Annotated in this window: 22 protein-coding genes; 4 read left to right on the forward strand and 18 right to left on the reverse strand. The window is 65.7% G+C overall.

All coding sequences use genetic code 11. The features are described 5' to 3' along the window. The first annotated feature begins 145 nt into the window (after positions 1-145). The gene (locus ACP694_RS17365) at positions 146-3,088 is read left to right on the forward strand and encodes a TonB-dependent receptor plug domain-containing protein (protein ID WP_426014744.1); all 2,943 of its coding nucleotides are present in this window, start codon (positions 146-148) and stop codon (positions 3,086-3,088) included. A 76-nt stretch (positions 3,089-3,164) separates the two neighbouring features. Here ACP694_RS17365 and ACP694_RS17370 read toward each other — a convergent pair whose 3' ends face one another. From ACP694_RS17370 to ACP694_RS17390, 5 genes are all read right to left on the reverse strand, one after another. Next, on the reverse strand, positions 3,165-3,410 hold the full coding sequence (locus ACP694_RS17370) for a hypothetical protein (RefSeq protein ID WP_426014449.1): 246 nt from the start codon (positions 3,408-3,410) through the stop codon (positions 3,165-3,167). A gap of 1,157 nt (positions 3,411-4,567) precedes the next feature. Next, entirely contained in the window at positions 4,568-4,693 is a 126-nt protein-coding gene (locus ACP694_RS17375) for a hypothetical protein (RefSeq protein WP_426014451.1), read from the reverse strand. A 244-nt stretch (positions 4,694-4,937) separates the two neighbouring features. Continuing rightward, positions 4,938-5,417: a toll/interleukin-1 receptor domain-containing protein gene (locus ACP694_RS17380; RefSeq protein WP_426014453.1), complete on the reverse strand. Its 480-nt coding sequence runs from the start codon at positions 5,415-5,417 to the stop codon at positions 4,938-4,940. Continuing rightward, positions 5,417-6,388 carry a caspase family protein gene (locus ACP694_RS17385; RefSeq protein ID WP_426014455.1) on the reverse strand — a complete coding sequence of 324 codons (972 nt, stop codon included), beginning with the start codon at positions 6,386-6,388 and terminating at the stop codon, positions 5,417-5,419. The genes ACP694_RS17380 and ACP694_RS17385 overlap by 1 nt, the downstream gene beginning before the upstream one ends. Before the next feature lie 6 nt (positions 6,389-6,394). Continuing rightward, positions 6,395-6,766 (reverse strand): TIR domain-containing protein, encoded by a 372-nt coding sequence (locus tag ACP694_RS17390; RefSeq protein ID WP_426014457.1) that lies wholly within the window; start codon positions 6,764-6,766, stop codon positions 6,395-6,397. Between the two features lie 214 nt (positions 6,767-6,980). On the opposite strand from ACP694_RS17390, the gene ACP694_RS17395 reads away from it, so the two are divergent. Continuing rightward, positions 6,981-7,256 carry a hypothetical protein gene (locus tag ACP694_RS17395; RefSeq protein ID WP_426014459.1) on the forward strand — a complete coding sequence of 92 codons (276 nt, stop codon included), beginning with the start codon at positions 6,981-6,983 and terminating at the stop codon, positions 7,254-7,256. An 89-nt stretch (positions 7,257-7,345) separates the two neighbouring features. Here ACP694_RS17395 and uvrB read toward each other — a convergent pair whose 3' ends face one another. The 3 genes from uvrB to trxB form a co-directional block, all read right to left on the reverse strand. Beyond that, positions 7,346-9,634 (reverse strand): excinuclease ABC subunit UvrB, encoded by a 2,289-nt coding sequence (gene uvrB, locus ACP694_RS17400; RefSeq protein WP_426014460.1) that lies wholly within the window; start codon positions 9,632-9,634, stop codon positions 7,346-7,348. Positions 9,635-9,939: 305 nt separating this feature from the next. After that, positions 9,940-10,614, reverse strand: a complete 675-nt coding sequence (locus ACP694_RS17405; RefSeq protein ID WP_426014462.1) for a peptidylprolyl isomerase — start codon at positions 10,612-10,614, stop codon at positions 9,940-9,942. Positions 10,615-10,728: 114 nt separating this feature from the next. Beyond that, positions 10,729-11,736 (reverse strand): thioredoxin-disulfide reductase, encoded by a 1,008-nt coding sequence (gene trxB, locus ACP694_RS17410; RefSeq protein ID WP_426014465.1) that lies wholly within the window; start codon positions 11,734-11,736, stop codon positions 10,729-10,731. Between the two features lie 59 nt (positions 11,737-11,795). On the opposite strand from trxB, the gene ACP694_RS17415 reads away from it, so the two are divergent. After that, positions 11,796-12,035: a DUF433 domain-containing protein gene (locus tag ACP694_RS17415; RefSeq protein ID WP_426014467.1), complete on the forward strand. Its 240-nt coding sequence runs from the start codon at positions 11,796-11,798 to the stop codon at positions 12,033-12,035. Here ACP694_RS17415 and ACP694_RS17420 read toward each other — a convergent pair. After that, positions 12,032-12,259 (reverse strand): type II toxin-antitoxin system HicB family antitoxin, encoded by a 228-nt coding sequence (locus ACP694_RS17420; RefSeq protein ID WP_426014469.1) that lies wholly within the window; start codon positions 12,257-12,259, stop codon positions 12,032-12,034. The genes ACP694_RS17415 and ACP694_RS17420 overlap by 4 nt on opposite strands. 387 nt (positions 12,260-12,646) lie before the next feature. Between ACP694_RS17420 and pseI the strand changes: the two genes are divergently transcribed. After that, a complete protein-coding gene (gene pseI, locus ACP694_RS17425) occupies positions 12,647-13,699 on the forward strand; it encodes a pseudaminic acid synthase (RefSeq protein WP_426014471.1) in 1,053 nt (350 codons plus the stop codon). 100 nt (positions 13,700-13,799) lie between these two features. Here the strand turns inward: pseI and pseG are convergent, their stop codons facing one another. From pseG to carB, 9 genes are all read right to left on the reverse strand, one after another. Beyond that, positions 13,800-14,900, reverse strand: a complete 1,101-nt coding sequence (gene pseG, locus ACP694_RS17430; protein WP_426014473.1) for a UDP-2,4-diacetamido-2,4,6-trideoxy-beta-L-altropyranose hydrolase — start codon at positions 14,898-14,900, stop codon at positions 13,800-13,802. After that, positions 14,897-15,631 (reverse strand): cytidylyltransferase domain-containing protein, encoded by a 735-nt coding sequence (locus ACP694_RS17435; RefSeq protein ID WP_426014746.1) that lies wholly within the window; start codon positions 15,629-15,631, stop codon positions 14,897-14,899. Before ACP694_RS17435 ends, pseG begins: the two co-directional genes overlap by 4 nt. Positions 15,632-15,696: 65 nt before the next feature. Beyond that, positions 15,697-15,939: a hypothetical protein gene (locus ACP694_RS17440; RefSeq protein WP_426014474.1), complete on the reverse strand. Its 243-nt coding sequence runs from the start codon at positions 15,937-15,939 to the stop codon at positions 15,697-15,699. Between the two features lie 42 nt (positions 15,940-15,981). Continuing rightward, on the reverse strand, positions 15,982-17,253 hold the full coding sequence (locus ACP694_RS17445; RefSeq protein WP_426014476.1) for an ELM1/GtrOC1 family putative glycosyltransferase: 1,272 nt from the start codon (positions 17,251-17,253) through the stop codon (positions 15,982-15,984). Positions 17,254-17,323: 70 nt separating this feature from the next. Continuing rightward, positions 17,324-17,797, reverse strand: a complete 474-nt coding sequence (gene greA, locus ACP694_RS17450) for a transcription elongation factor GreA (RefSeq protein ID WP_426014478.1) — start codon at positions 17,795-17,797, stop codon at positions 17,324-17,326. A gap of 120 nt (positions 17,798-17,917) precedes the next feature. Beyond that, positions 17,918-18,583, reverse strand: a complete 666-nt coding sequence (locus ACP694_RS17455; RefSeq protein ID WP_426014480.1) for a glutathione S-transferase family protein — start codon at positions 18,581-18,583, stop codon at positions 17,918-17,920. A 66-nt stretch (positions 18,584-18,649) separates the two neighbouring features. Then, positions 18,650-19,864, reverse strand: coding sequence for a hypothetical protein (locus ACP694_RS17460; RefSeq protein ID WP_426014483.1), 1,215 nt, complete (start codon positions 19,862-19,864; stop codon positions 18,650-18,652). A 269-nt stretch (positions 19,865-20,133) separates the two neighbouring features. Beyond that, positions 20,134-21,201 carry a ribosome small subunit-dependent GTPase A gene (gene rsgA, locus ACP694_RS17465; RefSeq protein WP_426014484.1) on the reverse strand — a complete coding sequence of 356 codons (1,068 nt, stop codon included), beginning with the start codon at positions 21,199-21,201 and terminating at the stop codon, positions 20,134-20,136. A 253-nt stretch (positions 21,202-21,454) separates the two neighbouring features. Beyond that, entirely contained in the window at positions 21,455-24,748 is a 3,294-nt protein-coding gene (carB, locus tag ACP694_RS17470) for a carbamoyl-phosphate synthase large subunit (protein ID WP_426014487.1), read from the reverse strand. Positions 24,749-24,851 lie beyond the last annotated feature (103 nt).

The following is a 24,851-nucleotide window of genomic DNA, read 5'->3' on the forward strand; positions in this document are numbered from 1 at the left end:
GCCTCTCCCCCATAGCTCCTCTCCCATCGCCGCCAGGAAAACTGCAGCCGGCGCCGATTCTGAGGTGTCATTCGTGACACGGGGCCGATTGGGGGAACTAAACTTGACCATCAAAACCGTTCGGGAGCGCCTTTTGGCCTCCACGATGATTTGCGGCGTGGCCGCCGCAACCTTGCTGAGCGTGAGCCAGGCCGTGGCCCAGACCGCGCCCGCCCAGACCGCGCCCGCGCCGGACGCTAACGCCGTCGAAGAAATCGTCGTCACCGGCTCGCTGTTCCGCCGCACCGATACCGAGACCCCGTCGCCCGTCACTGTGCTGACCTCGGAAAACCTGCAGCGCGCCGGCATCACCACCGCCTCGGACGCCATCCGCTCGATCTCGGCCGATGGCGCCGGCTCGATCGGCACCGGCTTCCAAAGTGGCTTCAGCGCCGGCGGCTCGGCCGTCTCGCTGCGCGGCCTGGGCGTCTCCTCGACCCTCGTGCTGGTCGACGGCCTGCGCTCGACCAACTTCCCGATCAATGACGACGGCCACAACGCCTATGTCGACCTGAACAGCATCCCGTTCAGCCTGATCGACCGCGTCGAAGTGCTGAAGGACGGCGCCTCGTCGTCGTACGGCGCCGACGCCATCGGCGGCGTGGTGAACCTGAAGCTGAAGAAGACCTTCGTCGGCGTCGCCGGCAGCGTCGAAGCCGGCCAAAGCGCTCAGAATGACGCCGAGCATCGGCGCGGCGACCTGACCCTGGGCTTCGGCGACTACGCCGCCAGCGGCTGGAACGTCTATATCAACGGCGAATACCAGACCAACGACCGGGTCTCGAGCCACAGCCGCGGCTTCCCGTTCAACACCCAGGACTTGAGCTCGATCGGCGGCATCGACAACAATACCGCTGACTCGGCCATGACCACGGCCACCCCGACCGCCAATGTGACCCGGGTCAGCCAGTCGGACCTGAACAATCCGCTGGCCGGCAAGGTCGGCGCGCCGCTGACGACGTCCTACCAGTCCCTGGATCTGGGCGCCTGCCCCAACGGCACGTTCACCCAGGCTACGGCCACCGCCAACGGCACCGGCTGCAAGTGGGACCTGATCGACACCTATCGTAAAATCGCGCCGTATCAGAAGCGCTACGCCTTCAACGGCCGCCTGAGCGTGCGACTGGCCGACAATATCGAGGCCTATGCCACCGGCAGCTACTCGAACAGCTATGTCAGCATCAAGGGCGCGCCAACCGGCATCCGCCAGACGCAACCCTTCGGCGGCGCCCCCGCCCTGGCCTCGAGCAACCCCGGCATCGTCCTGCCGGTCTATATTTGTAACACCGGCGTCAACTGCGCCACCGACCTCACCGCTCCCGCGCGTCGCCTGAACCCGAACAATCCGTTCGCCACCACCTTCGCCGCAGATCCGGCCAACGGCGCCGCCCGCATCTACTATCTGTTTGGCGATCTTCCCGCCGGCAGCGATCGTTCCAACGAAGTCATCCGCGGCGCCGCCGGCATCAAGGGCAGCTTCGGCGACGACTGGAACTGGCAGATCGACGCCGTCGGCGCGCGTGACAATCTCGAGATCACGCAACACGGCCTGCTGAACATCGCCAGCATCCTCAGCGCCGTGAACACCGGCGCCTATAACTTCGTCACGCCGTCGTCGAACACCCAGGCGGTGCGCAACTTCATCTCCCCCGACAAGGTGACCCCGTCGCACTCGTCGATGATGTCGCTGGACGCCTCGATCACCAAGTCGCTGTTCGCCCTGCCGGGCGGCGACGTGCAACTGGCCGTCGGCGGCCAGGTGCGCAAGGAGCTGCTGGAAAACAATAACCAGAACGCCCGCCTCGACACCTATGCCCTGACCACTGCCTCGGCCTTCGGCAAGCATACGGTCTCGGCCGCGTTCTTCGAAGTCCTGGCCCCGGTGACCGAGCAGATCGAAGTCAACGTCTCGGGTCGCTACGACCACTATTCGGAAGGCTTCAGCCACTTCTCGCCGAAGTTCGGCGTGAAATACACGCCGCTGCGTCAACTGGCGTTCCGCGGCACCTATTCCAAGGGCTTCCGCGCGCCGACCTTCGCTGAATCGGGCCCGCGTTCGCAATATGCCGGTTTCGTCACCACCACTCCGCCGGCAAACTTCCAGGCCGCGCACGGCGGCACCACCAATCCGTACTCGCAGTCCTACAGCCTGGGTCGCGGCGTGGCCGGCAATCCGGACCTGAAGCCTGAAACCTCGCGCAGCTTCACCCTGGGCGCGATCGCCGAGCCGACTCGTTGGCTCAGCCTGACCGTCGACTATTACAACGTGAAGAAGTCCGACCTGATCATCTCGGGTCCGGACGTCAGCAAGGCCAAGGACGCCTACTACGCGGCCGCCGATCAAAGCGCCGGCTGCGCCGCCGTCGCCGCGGTGGGCGCCGGCTATTCGTGCAACGTGGTCGACGCTCCCGACCCGCTGTTCGCCGCCGCCCTGCCGCGCGTGCTGATCATCAACGTGCCTTACGTCAACGCCAACTACGCGCAGACCGAAGGCGTCGACTTCTCGGCCACCGCCAAGGTTCCGGTTACCGACTCGATCAACTGGACCAGCCGCATCGAAGTCACTCACGTCCTGAAGTACGACCTGCACACCGCCAAGGAAGTGCAGAAGTACGCCGGCACCCTGGGCCCGTACGACCTGTCGTCGGGCAACGGCACGCCGGACTGGAAGGGCAACTGGCAGAACACGGTCGACTTCGGCCGCTACACCCTGTCGGCCACCGCCTACTATGTCGGCTCGATCAAGTCGGTCGCCGCCGACACCAACGGCAGCACCGAATGCGTCCCGGGCAACCCGTATGGCGGCACCGCCAACACGGCCGCGGCCAACAAGTTCTGCACGATCAAGCGCTTCATCAATGTGGACGCCAACGCCTCGGCGGACATCACCGACAGCGTCACGGCCTATGTCAATGTCGGCAACCTGTTCGACGCCCGGGCGCCCATCGCGCCCGGCGCCTATGCCAGCGCGCCGAACTTCCTGACCACCTGGCACTATGCCGGCCTGATCGGCCGCACCTACAAGGTGGGCCTGCGCTTCAAGTTCTAGCCGACTTGAGCTCAGCCTGGGGAAGGGGCCGGTTCCGAAAGGAGCCGGCCCCTTTTTCGGGGGCGGGCGGGCGCGATCACGACCGCGACGAACTCTTGGCGCAATCGGCCGGAGACTCGTTCAGCGACCCTTCCTCGGGAGGCGGGCACGACGCGCCCTCGACCCGGGGCGGGTAGCCCATGCGCCGGGACAGCGCGTCCAGCCGCTTGCCGATCTCGTGAAAATAGTATTCGGCCTCCTCGGGCGTCGGCAGCCGACCCCGTTTGGGACGGCGGCGCTTGGCGGCGACCGGGCGGGCCTTTTGGGGGCGGGGCTGGGCCATGGGCGTTTCCTTTCGCAAGGCGCGGCTTCGCCGCCTCACGCGGCGGGCCACTGAGGGGATGGAAAGGGACGCGGAGCGCCGGACACCGTCCGGAAGTCTTTGTGTTGTGTTACCGTTTCGACGACGCCGACGCTCCGCGCGCGCGTTTTCCGTCCGCGTCCGGTAGGCGGCCCTGTTGAGGCCTAGCCGGAAAGCCGGTTCGCCGTTTCCGACGAAGGCCGGCGCCGGGGGACGCGGATCCTGAGGACGCGCACGCCTGTTCCCCGGCTGACGCCGACGGCGGGCGGGCCCCCCAACGATGGAAGTCCCCGGACCGCGCGCGTATCCCCCGCGCGCCTGTCCCCGCTCGCTCGCCCCCCGCCGCCGCAACGGTCGCTGGCCTTGCGCCCTTTCCGGTGCGGCGAGGTGGGATGATTATGCGCGCGGTCTGGACGCGCCAGCGGTGGTGACGCTGATTATCTTACAGGGCGTTGAATTTGCTGGGGTTTGGGGTGGGTGGTTATGGGGATGGAGCGGCGGCGATCCCCGTGAGGGCCCTTCCGCACCCCCTTTCAACCGTCATCCCGGGCCTTGTGCCCGGGACCCCTGGTTCAGCTGACGGTGAAGCGTCTTGTCGCGCTGGCGCGCCACACCCCCGCCCTTGCGGCGGACAGAGGGCTCCCGGGCACAAGGCCCGGGATGACGGTTCTAAAAATGGGAGCGGTTCCAGCCCCTCCCCAACCCGCCCGCGTCGGCGAGGCCTCGCCTTAAAACCTTGCTGGCGAGCTTGCTCTGGCGTCTGACGGTGTCAAGGACGGTCCCGCAGGGACCGCCGCGCCGCGGCCGGCCGGAGGCCGGTCCTTGACACCGTCAGACGCCAGAGCTCCCCTCTACGCAAGGGTTTAAGCCGTGGCCCCATCCGGGGCGGATGCGGGCTTTCGCCAAACGCCTATTCAGCCGGGTTCGAGGTCGACCGGCGCCATGCCTCGGCCACGCGCCTGCTCTGCTGCCTCAGCCATTCGAGCTCGGGTGAACTCAAGGGATGGCTGACGAGCGAGATAGGCGGCTTCGACCTCGGTAAGGCAGTCGAGACCGTGGCCGAAGACAGCGTCCCAGAAGATTTCGAGCGGCTGACCATGGCGTGCCCTTAGCTTGTCTAGGGTTTCGGCGTGATCGCCTCACGCGGCGCGCGGCGCCTCGTCCAGTTCGGCTTCGATCTGGTCGAACCAGGCGCCGACGTCATCGACGGTTTCGTACCGGCCGGCCTCCAAGTCGTCGAGGCCTTCCTGGATCAGGGCTTTCAAGCGCTCGACCTTCGCGGCGCGCTAAAGCAACTCGACGGACGCCGCCAGCACGGCGTCGGGATGGGCGCCGGAGGCGACCTCGGCCTCGACGAAGGCTTCGAGGGGCTCGGGCAGAATGACGGAGCGCGTGGTCATGGCCGAGAGGGTACGGCGACATCGGGGTTTCTCAAACCGGTGGCCGCGACCTTGTATGTGAGCGGAGGAAGAGTGTGTCTTCCCTAACCTTAATGTTATCTTGGAGAAACTATTGGCGCAGCGCGGTTCGCATTTGAGAATAGAAACTCTTAGTAGTCTGGTTTCGGGCTGTGCCCTCATCCAGTCTATATCTTTTATTATCGAAATCACGCTCGGTCTCTTTCGAGATTCGAGCATACGCGTCCAGTTCGGAAAACGTTCTAATATACGGCCATTTCCGAAGGAATTCTGGTGGTAATGCGCTTTGTCCTGAATATGTTGCTAGCGGAAAATCCTTCTCTGTTGCTACGCCAATCTCCCATGGAACCCATTGTGAGTTGGTGGTCGCGGGTGAGACAACTGCGAGTAATTGTGTGCAGGTTCCCATATGTGAGCGGATATGATCAGCTAAGTCCTCTCCCCTGGAAATGGAAGTATCTATGACATCGCAGTATGATAATATCTGATGATATGTGCGTAAGTGCAGAGAAATCTGCGCGGCTATTGCTGAATCAGCTCTCTGATGGGAAATGAAAACCTTAACCATCATCAAATTCTCTTTTTCAACGCCAGCCGCCGATAGTGTTCTCCGAGAGCCGTCAGTCGGACTGTGTCGGAATTCACAGCGGCGTGGTACATGTGAGGTTGAGAGTCTGGGATAAGGAGATTGACCCTGTTCAACTTTTGAAGTTGAGAGAAAATCTCAGTATTCTCAGGATCGGCGAGCGGGTTGAGGCCTTGGCTTGGAAGTTCAGGCTCGAAGCTAGGATCGAGCTGAAGTTGAAATCCATAATCCGGAAATAATTTTGGCAGTGCGCGCAAGATGTCAGGATCGATGGGTGGCCGAACTTTTCGCAGAGACACAAAGCCGGAGACGTTAGTTTTGAATACAGGGCGCTGACCCCAAGAGCCGAGTGATTGATCAATGTGGGCATATACGCTGCCAGGGGTAACCTCTCCGACGAGGTTGGCCGCCGCTCCCGCAAGCGCGTCAACTAGTAACTCGGTGAAGACGCCGCCTCCACTGATTTCAGTGGCAGCCTCATCGGCTCGCGACGCGGTGAGTATCGTGGTCCCGATAGTGACTTCAGAAACAGCGGGCTTCAATGGATCCGCCCCTGCGGCACCACTGTGGCAGCTATCTAAAATGACTATTCTATTCTTGGCTTTCGATTGGCCTGCAAGTGACATGATATCGCCGAGGGCTAGCCCCTCATCACCCTGGCAACTATCGCTACCGCAAATGTAACCTCCGGTCGCGTCGACATAACCGTGTCCGGCGAAGTAGAGGAGGGCGATGTCGTCCTCAGACTTAAATAGTTCGACAATCAGATCCTTCAAAGTCCGGAACGTAATTTGATCGCGGTCGCTGCTGGCTGTGACGAGTCGCACATCAAAGTTCGGAGAGCCATCGGAATGGCTTTCCAACATGGTGCCCACCCGGTGCGCATCGTTCACGCAGCCGGAGAGTGAGCCGCCAGCCGCGTAATAGTCGATCCCGATAACGAGAGCTTTCCGCATGTCGTCCTACACAGAATCTATGAAGGAGGTGATGTTGGCGTCGCTCCATGCAACGGTTGGAACGCCATCCAGTGTCGTCCGGTCGCTACTGTAGGCCCAAATCCCACGAACGGGTTTGCGCTCTTCCCGTGCGCACTGGATTTCCCATTTTTGTCCGCTAGACTTTAGAGAATTAGCGCTGACGAGGACGATGACCCCATTAGACCGTTTGATCCGCGTGCGGACTTTCTCTTTCCAGTCAGAATCGTAGGCTTCTTTAACTGACATATCTATGAACTCGAAGGGCGTCCGCGGATGGAGCGATTGACCTTTCAGGAAATCCCGCTGGCGCGCGTCCTCGATAGCAAAAGCGACAAAGATCACCTTTTTGTCAGCCATTTTGTATCATCCTCCCGGTACGATTGAACGCTTATCAATTGCGGTAGCTTGACCATACACTCTCCCTACGGTTGGCGCCTAGGGGCTTGCGAGTGATTTTGGCGCAATAGATAGTTTGAGATCATATTTGGCATGCAGTGATACGCGAAGATGCCGCGCGAGTTCACGTTCTGCTTCAAGGCTATCTGGATCCGGCTGCTAAGGGACTTCTACTATGGAAATCGAAGAAATCGAAGTTCGCCTTGACGCGTTAATTGAATCATTGGCGGCCCAAGAGCATCTGCGTTGGGCCCATTGGCAACGCTACTTGCATGGTAAGGCCGAGCGCCGCACGGACGGCGCGCTGGTTCTTCCCGCCCACTTAGTTGAACTATGGGAGGGCCAGATTGAGCGATCCTATAACGAGCTTAGCGAAACTGAGAAGGAAAGCGACCGCGAACAAGTGCGGCGTTATCTGCCACTCATCATTGCTGCTCTAACCCAGCGCTGACGTCAGTTGGTGATAACTATAGCAGCCTCGCGCAGGCTGCTTGCCGACACGCTTTCATATAGTCCATCGTGTAGCCCGTTTGTAAAACCCTACAACCGCCCCTTCCGAAACGCCTCCGCCTGCTCCGCCCGCAGCTCCTTGCGCACGCGGCCAGGCATCGCCTTGTCCACCGTCTCGCCGACCGCCGTCAGCGCCTCGTTGGCAAATTCCAGGTCCATCAGCTTCATGCGCTTGATCTCGTCGCGCAGCCGCGCGGCGGTCTCGAATTCCAGGTTCGAGGCGGCCTCGCGCATGCGGGATTCCAGGTCCTTCAACGCGGCCTTGAAGTTGTCGCCGCTGAACGGCTTGGCGTCCTTGCCCTGGCCGATTCCGCCGATCGGCACGGTCACCCGGTCGCCGCGCTCGTACGGCGAGTTCATGATGTCCTTGATGTCGCGCTTGACGCTCTCGGGGGTGATGCCGTGGGCGAGGTTGTATTCGTGCTGCTTTTCGCGGCGGCGGCTGGTCTCGCCCATGGCCCGCTCCATGCTGCCGGTGATCCGGTCGGCATAGAGGATGACCTTGCCGTCGACGTTACGCGCGGCCCTGCCTATCGTCTGGATCAGCGAGGTTTCCGAGCGCAGGAAGCCCTCCTTGTCGGCGTCGAGGATGGCCACCAGGCCGCATTCGGGGATGTCGAGGCCCTCGCGCAGCAGGTTGATGCCCACCAGCACGTCGAACTGGCCCAGGCGCAGGTCGCGGATGATCTCGATCCGCTCCATGGTGTCGACGTCGGAGTGCATGTAGCGCACGGCGATGCCCTGCTCGTTCATGTATTCGGTCAGGTCCTCGGCCATCTTCTTGGTCAGGACGGTGATCAGGGTGCGGTAGCCGGCGGCCTTGGCCTGGCGGACCTCGTCGATGACGTCGTCGACCTGGCTGGCCCCGTCCTTGGAGACCGGGCGGACCTCGACCGGCGGGTCGATCAGGCCGGTGGGGCGGATCACCTGCTCGGCGAACACCCCGCCGGCCCGCTCCATCTCCCACTTGGCCGGGGTGGCCGAGACATGGACCGTCTGCGGCCGCATGGCGTCCCATTCCTCGAACTTCAGCGGCCTGTTATCCAAGGCGGAGGGTAGGCGGAAGCCGTACTCGGCCAGGGTCCATTTGCGGCTGCGGTCGCCCTTGTACATGGCGCCGATCTGCGGAACCGTCTGGTGGCTCTCGTCGGTGAACAGCAGGGCGTTGTCGGGGATATATTCGAAGAAGGTCGGCGGCGGCTCGCCCGGCTGGCGGCCCGACAGATAGCGGCTGTAGTTCTCGATGCCGGCGCAGGAGCCGGTGGTCTCGATCATCTCGAGGTCGAAATTGGTCCGCTGCTCCAGGCGCTGGGCCTCCAGCAGCTTGCCGTTCTCGAACATCCAGGCCAGGCGCTCCTTGAGCTCGGCGCGGATCGAGATGATCGCCTGGCGCAGGGTGGGGCGCGGGGTGACGTGGTGGCTGTTGGCGTAGACCTTGATGGTCTCCAGGTCGCCGGTCTTCTTGCCGGTCAGCGGGTCAAACTCGCTGATGGCCTCGACCTCATCGCCAAACAGCGACACGCGCCAGGCGCGGTCCTCGTAGTGGGCGGGGAAGATCTCGATGGTGTCGCCGCGCCGGCGGAAGGTGCCGCGCTCGAAGGCGGCGTCGTTGCGCTTGTATTGCTGGGCCACCAGGTCGGCCATCATCTGCTTCTCGTTGACGGTGTCGCCGACCGCCAGGCTGAAGGTCATGGCCGTATAGGTCTCGACCGAGCCAATGCCGTAGATACAGGAGACCGAGGCGACCACGATGACGTCGTCGCGCTCCAGGATCGCCCGGGTCGCCGAGTGGCGCATGCGGTCGATCTGCTCGTTGATCGAGCTGTCCTTCTCTATGTAGGTGTCGGTGCGCGGGACATAGGCCTCGGGCTGGTAGTAGTCGTAATAGCTGACGAAATATTCGACCGCGTTGTCGGGGAAGAAGCTCTTCATCTCGCTGTAGAGCTGGGCGGCCAGGGTCTTGTTGGGGGCCAGGATCAGGGCCGGGCGCTGGGTGGCCTCGATGACCTTGGCCATGGTGAAGGTCTTGCCCGAGCCGGTGACGCCCAGCAGCACCTGGTCGCTCTCGCGGTCTTTGAGGCCCTGGACCAGCTCGGCGATGGCCGTCGGCTGGTCGCCGGCCGGTTCATAGTCGCTGACCAGCTTGAACTTGCGGCCGCCCTCCGACTTCTCAGGTCGCGACGGACGGTGCGGCTGCCACAGCATGGGCAGGGAGCCGTCAGCCTCCCTCTCCAGGGCGGCGTCGTAGAGGAACGGGGTCGAGGCGTCGGCGACGCCTGCGGGAGCGGCGCCGAGTTCGGTCGGTGGAGTGCGAGCCATGGGGACGAAAGTAGGGGCTGTGGACGGCCGCGGCTAGAGGGACTGCTGACAGCCGGTGTCAGCAACTGGCGGCAGATGGCGGCAGATGGGGGACCTCGTCCTTCGACAAGCTCAGGATGAGGGTTGGTTTTGCGGCGGTTGAACTCGAATTCCTCATCCTGAGCCTGTCGAAGGACGAGGAATTCGCTCCCGATCAAGCCATCCTAGAGCATCGCGCGGAAAAGTGGCCACCGGTTTTCCGCAAAAGCGATGCGAAAACAAAAGCCTAGAGCAAGCCGTGCGATTCCTATATCGCGCGGCTTGCTCTAGACCTTCGGCGGCGTCCTGACCTCTGGCCCTGCTGGTTCCGCCACGCGCCGCGCCGAGGTGATCGGCACGGGCGGGTCGAGGATCTGGCCCTTCATCACCGGATTGATCGCCTTGCCCGGGGTGGGCAGGGCCAGGATCGTCTTGACCACGTCCATGCCCTCGACCACCTGGCCGAAGGCGGCGAAGCCGGCATTGTCACCTTGGGTGGCCGGGTTGGCGTCGAGATAGGGCGCGTCGCCGATACAGATGAAGAAGTCCGAGGTGGCGGTGCCGGGGGCGTTGCGGGCGATCGACACCGTGCCGTCCAGGTGCTTGAGACCGGTCAGGGTGGTGGGCTCATGGGCGACCGGCGCCAGGGCCCCGACATTCTGCAGCCCGCCCTGGATCAGGCCGTAGTCCACCGCGCCGGGCGCGCGCGAGGCGCGGAAGAAGGTCGCCTTGTCATAGAGCTTGCGATCCACGTAGCGCAGGAAGTTGGCGCTGGTGATCGGGGCCTTGTCGACGTTCAGTTCGATGACGATCCGGCCCTGGGGGGTCTGCAACGCGACGCGGACCGGGGGCTTGGCGAGGGGCGCGGGCGGCGGCGCGGTCACCTGGGCGACGGCGGGAAAGGCGGCGAGCAGGCCAGCGGCGATCAGCAGCGCGCGGCGGTCGAGGCGGCGATGGGTCATGAGGCGAGACTAGCGGCGTGGAGGCGAGGCGCAAGGTCCTCCCCCTCGGCGAAAGTCGGAGAAGCCGACGGGGGAGTAACGGCTGGTGGTCATGACGCGGATCGACGGCCTTGGCTACCAAACCCCGATCTTCTCGGCCTCGTGGTGGCTGATCGGGTGGTGAGCCTTCCTGTGGTCTTCCTCGGCCAGGAAGCGCACGGCCTCGAGCGCCGCCATGCAGCCCATGCCAGCGGCGGTGACCGCCTGGCGGTAGACGTCGTCGGTGACGTCGCCGGCCGCGTAGACGCCGGCGATGGCGGTGGCGGTCGTGCCCGGCTTGACGGTCAGATAGCCACCCGCGTGGGTTTCCAGCTGGTCCTTGAAGAGTTCCGATGATGGGGCGTGGCCGATGGCGATGAACACGCCGTCGCAGTCGACCTGCTGGGTCTGGCCGGTCTTGACGTTCCTCAGCCGCACGCCCGTGACGCCCGGCGGATTGCTCTGGCCAAGCACCTCGTCGATGGCGCTGTCCCAGATCACCTCGATCTTGGGATGGGCCAGCAGGCGCTCCTGCAGGATCATCTCGGCGCGCAGTTCGTCCTTGCGGTGGACCAGGGTGACCTTGCTCGCGAAGCTGGTGAGGAACAGGGCCTCTTCAACGGCGGTGTTGCCGCCGCCGACCACCAAGACCGCCTTGTTGCGATAGAAGAAGCCGTCGCAGGTGGCGCAAGCGCTGACCCCGAAGCCCTGATAGGCGGCCTCGCTCGGCAGGCCCAGCCACTTGGCCTGGGCGCCGGTGGCGATGATCACGGTCTCGGCGAACCAATCCTGGCCGCTGTCGGTGGTGATGTGGAACGGGCGCTTGGAGAGGTCGGCGCTCAGCACGATGTCGGCGACGAACTCCGTACCCACATGCTCGGCCTGGGCCTTCATCTGGTCCATCAGCCACGGGCCCTGGATGACGTCGGCGAAGCCGGGATAGTTCTCGACATCGGTCGTGATGGTCAGCTGGCCGCCGGGCTGGATGCCGGCGATCAGCACGGGCTTCAGCAGCGCGCGAGCGGCATAGATGGCGGCGGTATAGCCGGCGGGGCCTGAGCCAATGATCAGGCAGCGGGTGTGGCGAGGTTCGAGCGTGGACATGGCGGCAGATATAGTATCGATTCCGTCCGCGCGCGATGGCGCGGCGAGCGGTTTGGGGCGTGCTTTTCGTCGCTGGGGTTTGGCGCTATATTGCGGGCATGGACCCGCTGTTGGAACGCATCACGATCGATCCGGGCAAGCTCGGCGGCCGACCCTGCCTGCGCGGGATGCGGATAGGCGTGCAGGACGTTCTGGAAATGCTGGCGGCGGGCATGACCGCGGCCGAGATCTTGACGGAATATCCGTATCTGGAAGCCGATGACATAACGGCCGCGCTGGCCTACATGACCGACCGCTAGCCTAGCGCGTAGTAACGCCTCATCGGCTTGGGTGGCTTTTGGCCTTTGCTCGCGGCGTGCGCGATCCAATCAATGATGGCTTCTTGCGCGTTGCTAAAAGCCTCCGCCTCGGTCTCGCCGTCAGACATGCAACCGGGCAGTTCAGGGACCACCGCCAAGAACCCGCCGCCATCTTCCAAGGAGAGCGGCTCAATGTCGATCCTGTAGTCGCTACTAGACATCATTCGCAGGCCCCTTGGGCCCCTCAATATAGGCCACAAAAGCCCGAATGTACACGGGCTTGATCGGTCGGCGCGCGGGAACGCATGGGCCTCCAAAGCCCGATGGATGCGATACAGTGTAGTGCGACCCTCCGCCCGACGGTGGCTTACAGATCAGGCCAAAGTGACGGCAGACCACCTCGATGTCGGCGATGCGCCAGTCTCCCTTTGGGTTACGCTTCATCTTCTCGAAGAGCTTTTGCGCTTGTGACAAAGGCCGCCCCAGGGGTTCGGTCAACCTGATCACATAGAGGTTCACTGAACAATTCCTCTTTGTTCCGGAAGCGGTATTGACGCCTCGTCCACGATTTCAAGGTTAATCTACGGGACACCGTACATAGAGCCCCTCCCATGCCAGCCCCCTTCATCGAGATCGCCGGCCGCAGGATCGGCGCCGACCACGCGCCCTTTCTGATCTGTGAGCTGTCCGGCAACCACAACGGCTCCCTCGACCGCGCCCTGACCATGGTCGACGCCGCCGCCGACACCGGCTGCGACGCCATCAAGCTGCAGACCTACACCGCCGACACCATCACGCTGGATGTCGACCGCCCCGAGTTCAAGATCCACGGCGGCCTGTGGGACGGGCGCAGCCTGCATGAGCTCTACCAGGAGGCCCAGACCCCCTATGAATGGCACGCGGCCCTGTTCGAGCGCGCCCGCCAGCGGGGCGTGACCCTGTTCTCCAGTCCGTTCGACGAGACCGCCGTCGATTTGCTAGCCGGGCTCGACGCCCCCGCCTACAAGATCGCCTCGTTCGAGGCCGTCGACCTGCCGCTGATCCGCTACGCCGCCAAGCAGGGCAAGCCGTTGATCATCTCGACCGGCATGGCCAATCTCGCGGAAATGCAGACCGCTCTCGACACCGCCTTGGACGCTGGCGCGGCGGGGGTGCTGCTGCTGCACTGCGTCTCCAGCTATCCGGCCCGCTTCGAAGACGCGAACTTGCGGACCATCATCGACATGGCCCAGCGCTTTGGTTGCCCGATAGGCCTGTCGGACCATACGCCGGGCACGGCGGCCTCGGTGGCGGCGGTTAGCCTCGGCGCCTGCGCCATCGAGAAGCACTTTACCCTGGCCCGGTCGGACGGCGGCCCCGACGCCGCCTTCAGCCTGGAGCCGGCCGAGTTTCGCGCCCTGGTCGATGACACCGCCAACGCCTGGAAGGCGCTGGGCGGGGTCAATTACGACCTGCTGGGCTCCGAACGGGGCAATCGTCAATTCCGCCGCTCGCTCTACGTGACCGCAGACGTCGCGGCCGGCGAGATGCTGACCAAGGCCAATGTCCGCTCGGTGCGGCCCGGCGAGGGCCTGCCCCCGGCCGACTATGAGGCGGTGCTAGGCAGGCCGGCGGCGAGGACCCTCAAGCGGGGCGAGCCGTTGGCCTGGGACATGGTTGACTAGAGCATTTTTCGAGCGAAGTGGTTCCGGTTCGCGTGAAGAAAAATGCGTCAAAACAAAAGATCAGAGCTCACGGCCTGACGCAGTCAGGTCGGGAAATGCCCTAGAGCTTTCCCTGTCCGATCAAGGCCAGGAAACGCTCGGCCACCCTGGCCGCGCCGCGTCCGTCGCAGACCGCCGCGCTGGCCGCCGACAGCGCGTCGCGCAGGATGGGCTCGTCGATCAGCCGACCCAGCGCGGCGGAGAACGTCGCGTCGAAGTCCAGCGCGGCCGCTTCTAGGCCCATGATCGCGCCGGCCTCGGCCAGGGCCCGCGCCGCCGGCCGTTGGTTGTCGGCCAGGATCAGCGACAGGGTCGGCAGGGCCAGCACGCAGCGCTCCCAGGTGCTGGACCCACTGGCCCCGACGGCCAGGTCGGCCTCCAGGGTCAGGCGCGGCATGTCCTGGGTGTCGACGTGAAGGACCAGGCGCGGCTCGGCCTGGGCCCGTTCGCGCAGACGCGGCAGGCTGGGGGCGGCGGCGCCCACCACCACGTCCAGCGTCGCGGCGCCGGTCGCGGGCAGCATCAGCTCCACGACCCGGCCAGTGATCCCGCCGACATCGGTCAGGCCCAGCGACACCAGAATCCGGCGCACCGGCAGGGCCTTGGCCCGCCGCGCCAAGGCTTCCTTGCGTAGGGCGGCGAAGGCGGGGCGGACGGGGGCGTAGTGCGGTCCCAGCAGCAGCTCGGCGCGGCGCGGGACCAGGCCGTCATAGTCCTCGGCGCGGCGAGCGGGGCCTGAGTCCAGCACGAGGTCGGCGGCCAGCAAGCGGTCGGCCAGGTCATCGATGACGAGGGTGGGGCGACCACCTCCATTCCCCTCGTCCCGACCTTCGCCGGGATGAGGGGAGTTCTGAGGGGCGTCGGAGATGCGACGGTGGTCGTCGGCCGACAGGCCGTAGTGGTCGATGACGATCGCGTCGTAGTTTCGCGCGATGTCCGCCGCACACGTCACCAACGCGGGCTCGGTGATTTCATAGGTCTCGACATGCGAGACCTCGCCGCCGAAAGCGTCGAGCATCGCCTTGCCCGCCGAGTTCACGATGAAGAGACACATCGCCCCCTCAGCCTCCAGCGCGCGCGCCAGGGTCAGGCTCCGCATCACGTGACCGCCGCCGACCGTCGGCCCGGCGTCGACCACGAAGAGGATGCTCGGCGCGCTCATAGCCGCCGGACCCCACCGAACGTCGCCAGGTCTTCCCGACTGGCGAGGAAGGCCCGGACGTCGGCCGAGGTGAAGGCGCGATTGCTCGGATAAAGCGCGTCATAGACAGCCGCCACGAAGGCGTAGTCGGCCGGTCCCTCGACCGCCCAGCGCACCGCGCCCTGATCCGGCTCCGCCAGCAGGGCCATCGAGCTCCAGCGGTCGGGCGTGGGGGGCGCCTCGCTCGCGCGGGGCAGGGCCGTCGCGCCTTCGCCCGCCATCCGGCGCAGGCCGGCGGCGGTGATCACCTCCACGCCCTGGCCGACGGGGTAGGCCGCGCCGGGCGAGCGGTTACTGGTGTGGTCGGCATGCGAGGTCAGGTGAAGGTCGATGGCGGCGTCGATGATCTCGGGATCGATCAGGGGCGCGCCGTCCTCCAGCAGCACCACGTGATCGGCGGGGTAGGCGCTCAACGCCCCGGCCAGTCGGGCCAACTGGTCGTTGGCCGGGCCGCGATGCACGAGGGTCGCCTCGCGGCGCACGGCGGTCTCGATCGCGTCATCTTCGGCGGAAAGCGTGGTGACCACCACCAGAGTGTCGATCCGCCGGGCCCGCGCCGCCCGCTCGATCTGCCGGGCGATCATCGGCGCCCGGGCCAACGGCATCAGGACACCGCCCGGCAGGGTCGCTGAACCCATGCGGGCCTGGAGGATGGCGAGAATCAGCGGGGGCCGAACTTGCTCACGGCCCAGGCGGCGAACAAGGTGAGGGCGGCAGCGGCCGCAAAGATCAGAATGACTTGGATAGACGGATCCATTCAGTCCTCCACACGGGCCAAAACATAGTGCAGAAAGCCTTGCAAAACCAGAAAAAAGGCCAGGGCTCCAACCACCAGACCCATGTTCAAGCGACCCGAGGTGAGGGGCTGAACGACCGCAGAAATCACCAAAGCGACGGCCAAGGCGTTCAGCGTGGTCGCGATGGCCTTTCGCCGCTCGTTTCTGCCGGCCTTGCCGAAGCTCGGGACTGAATGCCGTTCGCTGCCCATGGCGGCGAACATAGCAAGAACAATCCTGCCGCGCAATAGGCCTGCCAACTCGCCCTATGCGTCGGACGCCGCTTTCACTCCGCGCCCATTCATTCGCGCCACGACCTCAGCCGCCGCCCGTCCCGTCTCATCGACGGGGTCGTAGGTCCAGCCGTGGAAGGCCCCGCCATAGGGCCGGGCCGCGCCCTGGCGTTCGAGTTCCTGGTGGAACAGCCGGAATTTCAGGCTGTGGCCGTCCATCTTCAGGATGAACACCGGCTTGCCCGTCGAGGCCGCCTCGGTGGCCATGTTGGTCGAGTCCTCGGTGACCAGGATATAGTCGGCCGCCGCCAGGAAGGCGAAATAGGGGTTCTCGCCCTGGCCGTTCCAGATCATTCCCGGCAGATGCCGCAGGCGGGCCTCCAGCAGGGCGCGGGCCGGCTCGGGCGTACGGCGCGAGAAGGTCATCAGCAGCGACCCGCCCTCCTGCTCCAGCGGCAGCTGGATCTGGTGAGCCATCTCGGCCGCGCGTTCGACGCTCAGGTCGAAGGCCCGCGACTTGCCGCCCAGCAGCACCGCGACGCGCGGATGGGGCAGGGCGTCGATCTGGTCCTTGAATCTTTCGTATTCGCTGTCCAGCCGCTGGCTGGTGACCCGATGCGGCGAGCCGGTGATGGCCAGCACATTGTCGCCCGCGAGGCGATCGTGCTTGGGCGGGATCACCAGGTCGAACATGTTGGCCGGCACGCGCGGATCCTGAATCTGCACGACATAGGTCTTGCCGGCCGACCAGCGCTTGGCGCGGATCGACAGCGGCAGGGTGGCGCGGCCGGCGGCGATCCACAGGTCGGGCCAGGGGGCGACGATCTCGCTCTCGGGGGTCAGCCAGCGACGCGGCAGCCAGTTGGCCCACCAGGGCAGGCGGCCGATCCGGCCATTCCAGCCGACGCGCTTGACCACGATGACAGCGGGCGTCTGGCGCGCCACGGCCTCGGCCAGCCCCACGGCCTGGGCCTCAATGCCGGCCCGGCCGTCCGAGATCGCCCAGATGACGATCGGCGGCTTGGCGGGGACTTCGGGCGCGACCGGCGCGGCGACCAGCTTGGGCGAGGCCTTGCGGCGTGGCTTGGCTTGGCTGTCCGCTGTCGAGGCGGCAACCTTCATGGGCTGGGCTTCAACCTCCACCGACCCCGGACGGGAGCGCGGTTGGGCCTTGGCGCGAGGCTTGAGGGGCGGGGGCGACAGGCCGGCGTCGGCCGGCGAGCCCGCCTTCGGCTTGCGCGCGGCCTTCGGCTTGGCCGTGAGGTCTGGCTTGTTGTTTTCAACCACGTCGGCGATCCCGGCCATAGCGAAGCGACACGCCAACGCAATCAAGCGTCAGCGTGTCGAAGGACATGACCCTGGAATGGGGCTTAAGCTAGACCCACTCGACCTTGAGGATCTCGTAGGCCTTCACGCCGCCGGGCGTATAGACCTCGACCACCTCGCCGACTTCCTTGCCGATCATGGCGCGCGACAGCGGCGAGCTCAGCGAGATGCGGCCTGACTTCACGTCGGCTTCATGCTCGCCGACGATCTGGTAGCGGGCCTCTTCCTCGGTGTCCTCGTCGACGACGCTGACCGTCGCGCCAAACTTGACCTGCTTGCCCGACAGTTTCGACACGTCGATGATCTGGGCCCGCGCGATCTTGTCCTCGATCTCGGCGATGCGGCCCTCGATCCAGCCCTGACGTTCCTTCGCCGCGTGATATTCCGCGTTTTCCGACAAGTCGCCATGTTCGCGCGCCTCGGAAATCGCGGCGATCACCGCCGGCCGTTCGATCGTCTTCAAACGCTTCAGTTCTTCGTCGAGGGTTTGGTAACCCCCGGCGGTCATCGGCACTTTTTCCATTGCGGATTTTAGCTCGGTTCGCCCTAGGGGAGGAAGTCCGTCCCGGACGCTGGCGCGCACGACCGGGGGCTGAGAGGATAAGAGGCACGTTTCCGTAACGCAAGAGGCGGTGGTCAAGCTCTACGAAGCGTAATCGTAGGGCCCGCCCCGTTCGAGCGCCGTGCGATAAGCCGGACGGGCATGGATTTGTTCCAGAAAAGCTTTGACCCTCGGGCGCGAGGCCGCGCCGGCCCGAGCCACGGCGGCTTCCAGGGGGAAGCTCATGGCCACGTCGGCGGCGGTGAAGGCCTGGCCGGCGAACCATTCGCTCTTGGACAGCTCGGCGTCCCAGTAGTCGATGTGGGTCTTCAGTTGCGGGTCGATGAAGCCGCTCTGGGCCTTGGCGGCAACGGCCTTGACCAAGCCTCTCAGCAGGCCGGGCGCGCGAGCGGGCAGGGCGGTGAACACCAGCTTCAGCAGCAGCGGCGTCATGGCCGAACCCTCGGCATAGTGCAGCCAGTAGGTATAGCGCAGACGCTCGGGCGTGCCGGCCGGCGGGATCAACCGGCCCTGGCCGTAGGTGTCGATGATGTATTCGACGATCGCGCCGGTCTCGGCGATGGTCTTGTCTCCGTCGGTGATCACCGGCGACTTGCCTAGTGGATGGATGGCCAGCAACTCGGGGGGCGCCAGCATGGTCTGGGCGTTGCGCTCATACCGCTTCACCTCATAAGGCAGGCCCAATTCCTCCAGCAGCCACAAAACCCGTTGGCTACGGGAATTGTTCAGGTGGTGGACGGTGATCATCGGCTCTGCTTTCGCTGACGCTGCTGGCGTCAGCAAACCGCCGTACCTCCAGTCAGTCAAGCCAGGTCAAAGCGGCGGCGCCCAGTCTGAGCCGCGCACCACGCCGACCATGCCGAGATAGGCGGTGGCCGGGGCCTTGGGATCGTCGGGGACGAAGTTCTGGCCCACCGTGGTCTGGACGCGCGCGAAGTCCGGACCGGAGGCATAGGGTGAGCCCTGTGCGGCGAGATTGAACACGGTCAGGCTATTGGGCGTGGTGGCCGCGCGCAGGTCGGCCGAGCCGTCCATCTTGATCATCGGGCCGTCGGTGTTGAACTGGGTCATCCGCATCATCTTCACGCCCTCCGGTGTTGGCGCGGGAATGAGCACGGTGCTGTCGAGCAGGACCAGGGCGATGCCGACCATCGACTGGGCGGCCGGCAGCTTGGACTGGCGCACCCGGGTGGCGAAGGGCGCATTGCCGTTCACCGAGGACTGCAGCACGTGGAACACGCCCCACAGTCCATAGGCCGGCCGGTCGCCCAGGGCGCCCGAGGTCACGAGATGTTCGTAGCCGGCGAAGATGATGCTCTCGCGGTTCCCGGCGGCCCGCTGGGTCAGGCCGACCCGCAGCGCGGCGCGGGTGATCGGGTCGCCGCCGTTGGACGCGGCCAGCCAGGTCAGGGCCAGGTCCGCCTTGGCCTTTTCGGTGGGAGCGGCCTCCAGCGCCTTGGCGTCGGGCGCCGCGCCGGCTGCGGTCAGCCAGTCGATCAGCAGCGGCCAGTCCTGGATGGCGTCGATCCCCCAGAAGCGGATCCGCTTGCCGGCCGGCAGGGCCTGGTTCAGCGCGCGAACTTTCCGGACCTTGTCCTTGAACAGCGTGTTGCCCCACTGGGCGGCGTGGTCCCAATGGGCGAACACGCGGTCCAGGTCGGCCTCGTCGCCGGTGGTCAGGTAGCGGTTGAAGCGCTCGGCCTGGACCGGATCGATCTCGGCCAGATAGTCGCGCAGGCCGACCCTGCGATTGAGCTCGGTGAGGAGTTGCAGGTCCAGCGCCTGGGGCGCGGCTGAGCCGTGGCTCTCGCCCACCAGGAACAGGCGGGCGCGATAGACCGCGTTGGGCAGGCGAAGGGTGAAGGGGCCGGTGACCGGGCCCGAGACGACCACGTGGGCTTTCAGATAGTTGACCTTGGCCGGATCGACCACCTCGACGAGCGCCTCGGCCGGCAGGGCCGGCGGCATCTGGGCGCGGGCCGCGATGGGGACGAGAGAGAGGATCAGCGCGGTGATCAAAAGTCGCATGGGCCTTATACGAATGGACATGGCGGGTCGTTCAACGGTCGGCGCGCTTGATCGTCAGCAGGATGATCAGGGTGACCCCTTGCAGGAAGAGGATCAGCGCCAGCCAGGCGCCGAATGGCTGCTTTTTTGTCTTGTGGCGGAACACCGGCCGGGCCGGCAGGGCGCCGGGCCGCCGACCAGGGCCACCAGGGCCACCAGGGCCACCAGGGCGTGCTCCGGCATGCGCGATCGTCCGTCGATGCCGCCAGGTAGCGTCTTCCGCGCGGGTCTCACTCCCCGCGCTGCTCCCGCTTGGTCGCCCGGTAGGTCTGCTGCAGGGCCGCCAGGCGGCGGCGCTCGGTGTCCTTGATCACGCGGTCGGCCTTGTCCTCCACCGCTGCGAGTTCCAGGCCCAGCTTCTGGAAGTGGGCCCAGCGGGCGGGGTCGAGCGCGCCGCTGGCCAATGCGTCACGCACCGCGCAGCCCGGCTCCCGCACGTGGCCGCAGTTCCTGAAACGGCAATTTCCCGCCAGACTCTCGATGTCCTCGAAGACCATGCTGAGGCCCTCATCGGCGTCGATCAAGCCCACCTCGCGGATGCCGGGGGTGTCGAGGATCAAACCGCCGCCCGGCAGCACGACCAACTGGCGATGGCTGGTGGTGTGGCGACCCTGGTCGTCGGACTCGCGGATTTCCTGGGTCGCCATCCGGTCCTCGCCCAGAAAGGCGTTGACCAGGGTGGACTTGCCGACCCCGGACGAGCCGATGAGCACGCAGGTCTCGCCCGGCGCCACCTGGGCCAGGAGTGCGTCGAGGCCCAGGCCTTGCCGGGCCGACACCGTCAGCACCTGGCAGCCCGCCGCCAGGGCTGCGACCTGCGCGGCCTGGCCCTGCGGGTCGTCGGAGAGATCGGACTTGGTCAGCACCACCACGGGCCGCGCGCCGCTTTGCCAAGCGGCGGCGAGGTAGCGCTCGATCCGCCGGGGATTGAGGTCGGCGTTCAGCGAGGTGACGACGAAGGCGACGTCGATATTGGCGGCGATGACCTGCAGCGTCTGAACGCTATCGGCCGCTCGTCGGACGAAAACGGTGCGGCGCGGCAGGATGGCGTGGATCGTGGCGGTGCGCTCGGCCAGGTTCGGCGACAGCGCCACCCAGTCTCCGACGGCGGGATGCCCCAGCTCCCGCGCCTCGTGCAGCAGGCGGCCGGACGGCTTGGCGCGAAGCTCGCCCTCATCGGTCGCCACCCCATAGCCGTCACGTTGCTGGACGACGACACGTCCGGGGACATGCCCCTCGCTCGCGTGCGGTTCAAAGGCCCGCCGCAGGGGATCGGACCAGCCATAGTGCTCGATCAAGGCGAGGGGCCTTTCCAGTGATGAGGCAGTCTAGCACCGAGGGGGACGTGTTGGGGACACACACTCATCCCACGACTTTGGCCGGGCCCCCACAAGCCATGGCGTGAGTGTGTGTCCCCGTCCGTGGCGCAGTCGTTTCTGGCCTCACATTCGCGCCGGTCGCCCTTGAGCCTGTCAGCGTCCAGGGGAGCATCCGGTCGCGGACATGCCCATGGGCATATCCGCGCCTCCACCCAGGCGCTGTGGATAACTTCTACTGGTAGCTCTGCAGCGGGCGCACTTCCAGCGTCTCGGCGGGGGCCGACGAGATCGCCTGGGCCGCCGCCAGGGCGCCGGCCGAGGTGGTGTAATAGGGCACCTTCATCATCAGGGCCGTGCGGCGGATCTCGAAACTGTCTTCCAGGGCCTGCTTGCCCTCGGTAGTGTTGAACACCAGCTGCACGCCGCTGTTCTTCATCACGTCGACGATGTGCGGACGGCCTTCCAGCACCTTCTTGACCAGCTCGACCTCGATGCCCTGTTCGGCCAGATAGCCGCGTGTGCCGACCGTGGAGAGCACCTTGAAGCCCGCCGCCTGCAGCAGGCGCACCGGCTCGACGATCCACGGGCGGTCGCTTTCCTTGACCGAGACAAAGGCCGTGCCAGAGGTCGGCAGGCTGACGCCGCCGCCCAGCTGGCTCTTGGCGAAGGCGCGGGCGAAGGCCGGGGCCAGGCTGTCCTCGCCCTCGCGGATCCAGTCCAGCCCCATGACCTCGCCGGTCGAGCGCATTTCCGGGCCCAGGATGGTGTCGACCCCGGCGAAGCGGGCGAACGGGAAGACCGCTTCCTTGACGGCGATATGGTCGTACGGCTTGTCGACCAGGCCGAAGCTGGCCAGCGTCTCGCCGGCCATGATCTTGGCGGCGATGGCGGCCACCGGCTGGCCGATGGTCTTGGCCACGAACGGCACGGTGCGCGAGGCGCGCGGGTTCACTTCCAGCACATAGATGCGGGGTTCGGCCGAGTGCGGCTCCTCAATGGCGAACTGCACGTTCATCAGGCCGCGCACATTGAGGGCCAGGGCCATCTTCACGGTCTGGCGCTTCAGCTCTTCCACCGTGGCGACGCTGAGCGAGAAGGGCGGCATCGAGCAGGCGCTGTCGCCGGAGTGGACGCCGGCTTCCTCGATGTGCTCCAGCACGCCGGCCACGAACACGTCGGTCCCGTCGCACAGGGCGTCGACGTCCACCTCGGTGGCGCGGCTCAGATAGTGGTCCAGCAGGATGGGGTGCTCGAACGAGATCTCGCCGGTATTGGCGATGTAGCGTTCCAGGTGCTCGTGGTCGCGAATGATCTCCATGCCCCGGCCGCCCAGCACGTAGGAGGGGCGCATGACGAACGGGAAGCCGATCTGGTCGCCGGCGCTGCGGGCCTCGTCCCAGGTGCGGGCGATGGCGTTTTCGGGCTGGGCGATGTCAAGGCCGTTCAGCAGTTGCTGGAAGCGCTCGCGGTCCTCGGCCAGGTCAATGGCGTCGGGGCTGGTGCCCAGGATCGGAATGCCGGCGTCCTGCAGGGCCTGGGCCAGCTTCAGCGGTGTCTGGCCGCCAAACTGGACGATGACGCCGGCCAGCGTGCCGTTGGACTTCTCGACATCCAGCAGTTCCAGCACGTCCTCGGCGGTCAGCGGCTCGAAATACAGGCGGTCGGAGGTGTCGTAGTCGGTCGAGACGGTCTCGGGGTTGCAGTTGACCATGATCGACTCGACGCCGATCTGGTCGAGCGCGAAGGCGGCGTGGCAGCAGCAATAGTCGAACTCGATGCCCTGGCCGATACGGTTGGGACCACCGCCCAGGATCACCGCCTTCTTGCGATCGGTGGGCGCGCTCTCGCACTCGGGAACCTGGCCCAAGGCGCCGGTCTCGTAGGTCGAATACATATAGGGCGTGGTGGCCGCGAACTCGCCGGCGCAGCTGTCGATGCGCTTATAGACCGGGCGGACGTTCAGGGCATGGCGGGCGGCGCGGACGGCGGTCTCGGTCGAACCGGCCAGCTTGGCCAGGCGGGCGTCGGAAAAGCCTTGGGCCTTCAGGGCGCGGAAGGCGTGGGCTTCGGTCGGCAGGCCGCCGGCACGAATCCAGCCCTCCTGGCGGATCAGCTCGGCGATCTGGCGCAGGAACCACGGTTCGTAGGAACAGGCGGCGTTGACCTCTTCCACGCTCAAACCGTGGCGGAAGGCCTGGGCGATAACGCGCAGGCGATCGGGCGTGGGGGTGCCCAGGGCACGGATCACCGCCGCCCGCCCGGTGTCGGGATCGTCGGCGCCGGCGATGTCGATCTCGTCGAAGCCGTTGAGGCCCGTTTCGAGCCCGCGCAGGGCCTTCTGGACACTTTCCTTGAAGGTCCGGCCAATGGCCATCACCTCGCCGACCGACTTCATGGCGGTGGTCAGCAGGGGCTCCGAACCGGGATACTTCTCGAAGGCGAAGCGCGGGATCTTGGTGACAACATAGTCGATCGACGGCTCGAACGAGGCCGGGGTCGCGCCGCCGGTGATGTCGTTCATCAGCTCGTCGAGCGTGTAGCCCACGGCCAGGCGGGCGGCGACCTTGGCGATCGGGAAGCCAGTGGCCTTCGAGGCCAAGGCGGAGCTGCGCGACACCCTTGGGTTCATCTCGATCACCAGCATCCGGCCATCGGCCGGATTGACCGCGAACTGCACGTTGGAGCCGCCGGTCTCGACGCCGATCTCGCGCAGCACGGCGATGCTGGCGGCCCTCATCCACTGATATTCCTTGTCGGTCAGGGTCAGGGCCGGGGCGACGGTGATCGAGTCGCCGGTATGGACGCCCATCGGGTCGATGTTCTCGATCGAGCAGACGATGATGCAGTTGTCCGCCTTGTCGCGGACCACCTCCATCTCGTACTCCTTCCAGCCGAGCACGCTCTCTTCGATCAGCACCTCGGTGGTCGGCGACAGGTCCAGGCCCCGCAGCACGATCTCCTCGAATTCCTCGAGGTTATAGGCGATGCCGCCGCCGGTGCCGGCCAGGGTGTAGCTGGGGCGGATGATGGCCGGCAGGCCCACGAACTCCAGGCCGATCCGGGCCTCGTCCATGTTGTGGGCGGCCTTGGACTTGGGGCTTTCCAGGCCCAGCTTGTCCATGGCGTCGCGGAACTTCTGGCGGTCCTCGGCCTTGTCGATGACCTCGGCCTTGGCGCCGATCATCTCAACGCCGTACTTGGCCAGGGCGCCACTGGCCTCGAGGGCCAGGGCGGTGTTCAGCGCCGTCTGGCCGCCCATGGTGGGCAGCAGGGCGTCTGGCCGCTCCTTGGCGATGATCTTCTCGACCATGTCCGGGGTGATCGGCTCGATATAGGTCGCGTCGGCCACGTCGGGATCGGTCATGATCGTGGCGGGGTTCGAGTTGACCAGGATGATCCGGTAGCCCTCGGCCCGCAGCGCCTTGCACGCCTGGACGCCCGAATAGTCGAACTCGCACGCCTGGCCGATGACGATCGGGCCCGCGCCGATGATCAGGATAGAGGAGATGTCTGTGCGTTTGGGCATGGGAAAAACTCGCGCGTAGACACGGTCGCGCACATCCGCGCGCCCGCTGCCGACCATCTTGCAGGTTAAGCCGCCCGTTTAGAGACGGAGTCGGGTCGGCGCA

It is taken from the genome of Caulobacter sp. DWR2-3-1b2 (genome assembly GCF_049896345.1).
GTDB lineage: Bacteria > Pseudomonadota > Alphaproteobacteria > Caulobacterales > Caulobacteraceae > Caulobacter.

Excerpts from the sequence above, each read along its gene's own strand:
- ACP694_RS17365 (WP_426014744.1), top strand. The coding sequence starts at position 146 with ATGATTTGCGGCGTGGCCGCCGCAACCTTGCTGAGCGTGAGCCAGGCC.
- ACP694_RS17370 (WP_426014449.1), bottom strand. The coding sequence starts at position 3,410 with ATGGCCCAGCCCCGCCCCCAAAAGGCCCGCCCGGTCGCCGCCAAGCGC.
- ACP694_RS17380 (WP_426014453.1), bottom strand. The coding sequence starts at position 5,417 with ATGATGGTTAAGGTTTTCATTTCCCATCAGAGAGCTGATTCAGCAATA.
- ACP694_RS17385 (WP_426014455.1), bottom strand. The coding sequence starts at position 6,388 with ATGCGGAAAGCTCTCGTTATCGGGATCGACTATTACGCGGCTGGCGGC.
- ACP694_RS17390 (WP_426014457.1), bottom strand. The coding sequence starts at position 6,766 with ATGGCTGACAAAAAGGTGATCTTTGTCGCTTTTGCTATCGAGGACGCG.
- ACP694_RS17395 (WP_426014459.1), top strand. The coding sequence starts at position 6,981 with ATGGAAATCGAAGAAATCGAAGTTCGCCTTGACGCGTTAATTGAATCA.
- uvrB (WP_426014460.1), bottom strand. The coding sequence starts at position 9,634 with ATGGCTCGCACTCCACCGACCGAACTCGGCGCCGCTCCCGCAGGCGTC.
- ACP694_RS17405 (WP_426014462.1), bottom strand. The coding sequence starts at position 10,614 with ATGACCCATCGCCGCCTCGACCGCCGCGCGCTGCTGATCGCCGCTGGC.
- trxB (WP_426014465.1), bottom strand. The coding sequence starts at position 11,736 with ATGTCCACGCTCGAACCTCGCCACACCCGCTGCCTGATCATTGGCTCA.
- ACP694_RS17420 (WP_426014469.1), bottom strand. The coding sequence starts at position 12,259 with ATGATGTCTAGTAGCGACTACAGGATCGACATTGAGCCGCTCTCCTTG.
- pseI (WP_426014471.1), top strand. The coding sequence starts at position 12,647 with ATGCCAGCCCCCTTCATCGAGATCGCCGGCCGCAGGATCGGCGCCGAC.
- pseG (WP_426014473.1), bottom strand. The coding sequence starts at position 14,900 with ATGAGCGCGCCGAGCATCCTCTTCGTGGTCGACGCCGGGCCGACGGTC.
- ACP694_RS17440 (WP_426014474.1), bottom strand. The coding sequence starts at position 15,939 with ATGTTCGCCGCCATGGGCAGCGAACGGCATTCAGTCCCGAGCTTCGGC.
- ACP694_RS17445 (WP_426014476.1), bottom strand. The coding sequence starts at position 17,253 with ATGGCCGGGATCGCCGACGTGGTTGAAAACAACAAGCCAGACCTCACG.
- greA (WP_426014478.1), bottom strand. The coding sequence starts at position 17,797 with ATGGAAAAAGTGCCGATGACCGCCGGGGGTTACCAAACCCTCGACGAA.
- ACP694_RS17455 (WP_426014480.1), bottom strand. The coding sequence starts at position 18,583 with ATGATCACCGTCCACCACCTGAACAATTCCCGTAGCCAACGGGTTTTG.
- ACP694_RS17460 (WP_426014483.1), bottom strand. The coding sequence starts at position 19,864 with ATGCGACTTTTGATCACCGCGCTGATCCTCTCTCTCGTCCCCATCGCG.
- carB (WP_426014487.1), bottom strand. The coding sequence starts at position 24,748 with ATGCCCAAACGCACAGACATCTCCTCTATCCTGATCATCGGCGCGGGC.